Origin of the sequence: Kineococcus glutinatus (assembly GCF_039542765.1) — a bacterium.
Classification (GTDB): Bacteria; Actinomycetota; Actinomycetes; order Actinomycetales; family Kineococcaceae; genus Kineococcus_A; species Kineococcus_A glutinatus.
Genome location: NZ_BAABIL010000043.1, coordinates 1 through 5,492 on the forward strand (window position 1 = coordinate 1; position 5,492 = coordinate 5,492).

Genomic DNA, 5,492 nt, shown 5'->3' on the forward strand with positions numbered 1-5,492 from the left:
GGGCACCACCGCGCTCGTCGGGCTGCTCGCCGGGTCGGCGGCCGGCGTCGTCGCGGCGGTCCTCAGCGCGCGGCTGCGGCTGCTGGAGGAGGTGCTCGGCCCGCTGGCGGCGGCGGCGAACACCATGCCGATCATCGCGCTGGCGCCGGTGTTCAACGCGATGTTCGGCTCGACGAGCCCGGTGCCGCGCCGCCTCGTCGTGGCCGTGGCGGTGTTCTTCCCGCTGTACGTCACCACCGTCCGCGGGTTGCGGGAGGTGTCGGCGGTCCACCTGGACCTCCTGCGGACCTGCGCTGCGGGCGGCTGGCAGACCACCCGGTACGTGCGGCTGCCCTCGGCGCTGCCGCACCTGTTCACCGGGCTGCGGCTGGCGTCCTCGCTGGCGGTCATCGCGGCCGTCGTCGCGGAGTACTTCGGCGGCCTGCAGGACGGCCTCGGCGCCCGGATCACGTCCGCGGCCAGCGCCACCGCCTACCCGCGGGCGTGGGCCTACGTCGTGGGCGCAGTGCTGCTCGGCCTCGCGTCCTACCTCGCCGCCCTGCTGCTGGAGCGGCTCGTCATACCCCACCGCGCCGCCGCCGCGCTGCGCTGAACCCCCGCGGGCAGCGCCGCCCGACACCACGCCCGCCCGACACCACCCGAGGAGCCCCCGTGTCCCCAGCCGTCAGCCGCCGCCTCGTCCTCACCGGTGCCCTCGGGGCCGGTGCCCTCGCCCTCTCCGGCTGCGGCAGCGCCGACGAGACCGCCGCGGCCCCCGCCGCCGGCGCGGGCGGCCTCACGCCCGTCCGGCTGCAGCTGCAGTGGGTGACGCAGGGGCAGTTCGCGGGCTACTTCGCCGCCGTCGAGCAGGGCTACTACCGCGACGAGGGCCTCGACGTGCAGATCCTCGAGGGCGGCACCGACATCGTGCCGCAGACGGTGCTGGCCCAGCAGCAGGCGGACTTCGCGATCGCGTGGGTCCCCAAGGCGCTGGCCTCGCGGGAGCAGGGCGCCGGCATCACGAACGTCGCCCAGGTGTTCCAGCGCTCCGGCACCCTGCAGGTGTCGTTCAAGGACGCAGGCATCGCCGCCCCGGCGGACCTGCGCGGCAGGAAGGTCGGCAACTGGGGCTTCGGCAACGAGTACGAGCTGTTCGCCGCGATGACCGAGGCGGGCCTCGACCCGGGCGCGGACGTCACCCTCGTGCAGCAGCAGTTCGACATGCTCGGGCTGCTGCAGGGCGACGTCGACGCCGCGCAGGCCATGACGTACAACGAGTACGCCCAGCTGCTGGAGGCGGTGGACCCCGCGACGGGGCAGCTCCACACCGCGGCGGACTTCACCGTGCTCGACTGGAACGACGTCGGCACCGCGATGCTGCAGGACGCGATCTGGGCGAACACCGAGCGGCTGTCGGACCCCGCGTACCAGGAGACGACGGTGCGGTTCGTCAAGGCGTCGCTCAAGGGCTGGGCGTACGCCCGCGACGAGCCGGAGGCCGCCCGCGACATCGTCGTGGCGAAGGGCTCGACCCTCGGCGCCAGCCACCAGCTGTGGCAGGTGAACGAGGTGAACAAGCTCGTCTGGCCGGCGCCGGCCGGGGCGGGGGTCGTCGACGAGGCCGCCTGGGCGCGCACCGTGGAGATCGCCAGGGGCACGAGGAACGCCGAGGGGCGGACCGTCATCACGCAGGACCCGGGCCCGGAGGCGTGGACCAACGAGTACGTGGAGAAGGCGCTGGCGGAGCTGGAGGCCGAGGGCGTGGACGTGCGGGGCGAGGCCTTCACGCCGCTGGCGGTGACGCTGGCCGAGGGCGGCGCCTGAGCCCGGCCCGTGGGGTGCACCCGCCGGGAGGGGGACGTCCGGTGCGCGACGCGCCGCGCGTCGCGCACCGGACGTCCCCGCCCCCCGCTGAGCGCGCCTCAGTCGTAGAGCGCGGCGGCGATCTCCGGGTCGTCGATGGTGGTCTTGTCGTACCAGTGGAACCCGGTGTCGATCGTCTCCGGCAGCTCCTCGCCCTCGATCGCCTTCAGCGCCGCCTCCACCGTCTCCCGCCCGATCGCGACGGGGTCCTGCGTGATGGCACCGGCCTCCAGGCCGGAGGTGATGGCGTCCTTCTGCGCCTTGCCGGAGTCGAACCCGACGATCGTGACGCCGGTGCGCCCGCTCTCCTGCACCCCCTTGACGACGCCGATCGCGGAGCCCTCGTTGGAGCCGTAGATGCCGACGACGTCGGGGTTGGCGGTGAGGATGCTCTTGGTGATGTCGGCGGACTTCGCCTGGTCGCCGCCGCCGTACTGCGGCTGCAGCAGCTCCACGTCGGGGGCGTTGGCCTCCATCCACTCCACGAACCCGTCGCGGCGGTCGATGCCCGAGCGGCTGGTCTGGTCGTGCACGACGAGGGCGACCTTGCCCTTGCCGCCGATGAGCTCGGCCATGTGCTCGGCGGCCGCCGCGGCCGCGGCCTTGTTGTCGGTGGAGGCCGTCGTCACGGGCACGTCGCTGTCGACGCCGGAGTCGAACGCCACGACGGGGATGCCGGCCTCCTCCGCCTGCTCCATGAGCGGGGCGGCGGCGCGGCTGTCGAGGGCGGCGAAACCGATGGCGTCGGGCTTCTTGGCCAGCGCCTGCGTGAGCTGGTTGACCTGGATCTCGATGTCGGCCTCGGTGGGCGGGCCCTCGAAGGAGATGGTGGCGCCGGCCTCCTCGGCGGCCTCCTCCGCACCCTGCTTCACCGCCTGCCAGAACTGGTGCTGGAACCCCTTGGAGACGATGGCGATGTAGGGGCCGTCGGCGCTGGCGTCGCTGCCCGCGGTCTCGGCGCCGTCCCGGTTGCACGCGGCGAGCGACAGCAGCAGCGCTGCCGCCGCGCCCGCCCGGAGGGTCCTGCTGACCTTCATGGTGGTGCTCCTTCCGCCGGCCTGCGGGGCGGGCCGGGGTCGCGGTGCGGGGTGGTGGATCGGGGGCGGGGTGGGCCGGGCGGCTCAGGCGGTGCGGCGGCGCACCGTGTCGGTGTAGACGGCCAGCAGGATGACGGCGCCGAGGATGACGTTCTGCCACTCCTGCGGGACGCCGATGATGACGAGGCCGTTGTTGAGGACGGAGATGATGAGGGCGCCGATGAGGGTGCCCACGACGGTGCCCTTGCCCCCGGTGAGGGAGGTGCCGCCGATGACGACCGCGGCGATGGCCTGCAGTTCGTAGCCGACGCCGGTGCCCGGCTGCGCCGAGCCCAGCCGCGCGGAGATGAGGACACCGGCCAGCCCCGTGAACAGCCCCGCGACGGCGTAGACGGTGATCTTCCAGCGGCGCACGTCGATGCCCGACAGCGCCGTGGCCTCCTCGTTGCTGCCGATGGAGTACGTGTAGCGGCCCAGCACCGTGCGGCCCAGCACGACGGCGGCGACGACGGCCGCGGCCAGCAGCACGAGCACGGCGTTGGGGAAGTCGACGCCGGGCACGATGCTGCCGGTGGAGATGTCCAGGTAGCCCGGGGAGTCGGTGAAGTAGATCGGCGCGCTGCCGGAGACGACCAGCGCCAGGCCCTGCGCCACCAGCATCATCGCCAGGGTCGCGATGAACGGCGGGATCTTCAGCAGGGCGGTGTTGAGGCCGTTGACGAGGCCGAGCAGCCCGCCGAAGAGGACGGCGCCCAGCACCCCGAGGGGCACCGGTAGGCCGGCGTCGACGATGAACACCCCGGACATCACCGCGCACAGCGTCATGCCGGTGCCGATGGACAGGTCGATGCCGCCGGTGATGATGACGAACGTGGTGCCCACCGCGAGGGTCCCGATGACCACGGTGGAGAACAGGATGCTCGTCACGTTGCTCGTCGTGGCGAAGTTCGGGCTCATGATGAAGAAGAACAGGAAGATCACGATGAGGCTGGCGAACGCCAGCAGCTGCTGCAGCTTGTTCCGCGCCGCGGCGGCGGCACCGCCGCGGCGCGGCGCCGCGGCGCCCCCGCCGTTGCGGGTGCCCTCGGGGGACGTGGTGGTGGTCACTGCCGGCCTGCTCTCGTGGGGGTGGTGGGGACGGGTGCGGGGAGGGGGGCGCCCGCACCCGCCCCCGGCGGGCGCAGGGTCGCCAGGTGCATGACGTCCTCCTGGGTGGCGCTGCGGCCCTCGAGGAACCCGGTGATGCGGCCCTCGTTCATGACGGCGATGCGGTGCGACATCCGCAGCACCTCCGGCAGCTCGGAGGAGATCATGATGATGGACTTCCCCTGCGCGGCGAGGGCGTCGAGGATCGCGTAGATCTCCTCCTTGGCGCCGACGTCGATGCCGCGGGTGGGCTCGTCGACGACGAGGACGTCGCAGTCCTTGACCAGCCACTTGGCGAGGGCGACCTTCTGCTGGTTGCCGCCGGAGAGGTCCTTGACGCGCCGCTCCGGCGAGGGCGTGCGGATCCGCAGGGCGTCGATCTGCTGGCGGACGGTGCTGCGCAGGGTGCGCTCGCGCACGAACCCGGCCGTGGAGAAGCGGTCCCGCAGCGAGCTGAGGGCGATGTTCTCGGCGATGCTGCGCTCCAGCAGCAGGCCCAGGCCCTTGCGGTCCTCCGACAGGTAGCCGATCCCGAGGCGGGCGGCGCGGGCCGGGTTCGGCACGGACACCTCCCGGCCGCGCAGCAGGACCGTTCCCGTGCTGCGGCGGTCGGCGCCGACGATCGCGCGGGCGACCTCGGTGCGCCCGGCGCCCATGAGCCCGGCGAAACCGAGGATCTCCCCCTCGTGCAGGTCGAAGGTGACCTCGCGCAGCAGCGCCCGGGTGCTCAGCCCCCGCACCTGCAGCACCGGCGGGCGCTCGGCGCGCGCCGGCTGCCGGCCGGTGGTCGCGTCGACCGGGCGGCCCACCATGAGGGAGATGACCTCCCGCAGCGTGGTGGAGCGGGTGTCGCGGGTGTCGACGTAGCGGCCGTCGCGCAGCACGGTGATCCGGTCGGAGACGGCCTCCAGCTCGTCCATCCGGTGGGAGATGTAGATGACGCCGGTGCGGGGGCCGGTGAAGCGGCGGATGAGGTCGTGCAGCACCTGGACCTCGGCGTGGTTCAGCGCGGCGGTGGGCTCGTCCATGATGAGGATGCGCGCCTCGTAGGACAGCGCTTTGGCGATCTCCACCATCTGCTGCTGCGCGACGGTCAGCCGTCCGACGACAGCGCGGGGGTCCAGCGGCAGACCGAGGCGCTGGAGGTGCTCGCGGGCGCGGCGGTCCAGCTCGGCGGTGTCGAGGAACAGCCCGGCGCGGCGGGGTTCGCGGCCGATGAGGACGTTCTGCGCGACCGTGAGGTCGGGCATGAGGTTGAGCTCCTGGTGGATGATGCTGATGCCGAGCTGCTGGGCGTGCCGCGGACCGGTGATCCGGACCTCCTGCCCGTCGACGGTGAACCGCCCGGCGTCCGGGGCGTGGATGCCCGACAGCAGTTTCATCAGCGTGGACTTGCCCGCCCCGTTCTCGCCGACGAGGGCGAGGACCTCGCCGTGCCGCAGCGTCAGGCGCACGTCGGACAGCGCC

At 73.2% G+C, this 5,492-nt stretch carries 5 protein-coding genes; 2 read left to right on the forward strand and 3 right to left on the reverse strand.

From position 1 onward, the window contains the following. Both ABEB16_RS02225 and ABEB16_RS02230 read left to right on the forward strand, forming a co-directional pair. Positions 1-592 (forward strand): ABC transporter permease (locus ABEB16_RS02225; RefSeq protein WP_345710644.1); only part of this gene is annotated, 592 nt, incomplete at its 5' end. A gap of 59 nt (positions 593-651) precedes the next feature. Next, the gene (locus ABEB16_RS02230; RefSeq protein WP_345710645.1) at positions 652-1,803 is read left to right on the forward strand and encodes an ABC transporter substrate-binding protein; all 1,152 of its coding nucleotides are present in this window, start codon (positions 652-654) and stop codon (positions 1,801-1,803) included. A 98-nt stretch (positions 1,804-1,901) separates the two neighbouring features. Here the strand turns inward: ABEB16_RS02230 and ABEB16_RS02235 are convergent, their stop codons facing one another. The 3 genes from ABEB16_RS02235 to ABEB16_RS02245 form a co-directional block, all read right to left on the reverse strand. Further along, a complete protein-coding gene (locus ABEB16_RS02235) occupies positions 1,902-2,879 on the reverse strand; it encodes an ABC transporter substrate-binding protein (RefSeq protein WP_345710646.1) in 978 nt (325 codons plus the stop codon). Positions 2,880-2,963: 84 nt separating this feature from the next. Next, positions 2,964-3,986, reverse strand: coding sequence for an ABC transporter permease (locus tag ABEB16_RS02240; protein ID WP_345710647.1), 1,023 nt, complete (start codon positions 3,984-3,986; stop codon positions 2,964-2,966). Next, positions 3,983-5,492 (reverse strand): sugar ABC transporter ATP-binding protein (locus ABEB16_RS02245; protein ID WP_345710648.1); only part of this gene is annotated, 1,510 nt, incomplete at its 5' end. The genes ABEB16_RS02240 and ABEB16_RS02245, both read right to left, overlap by 4 nt.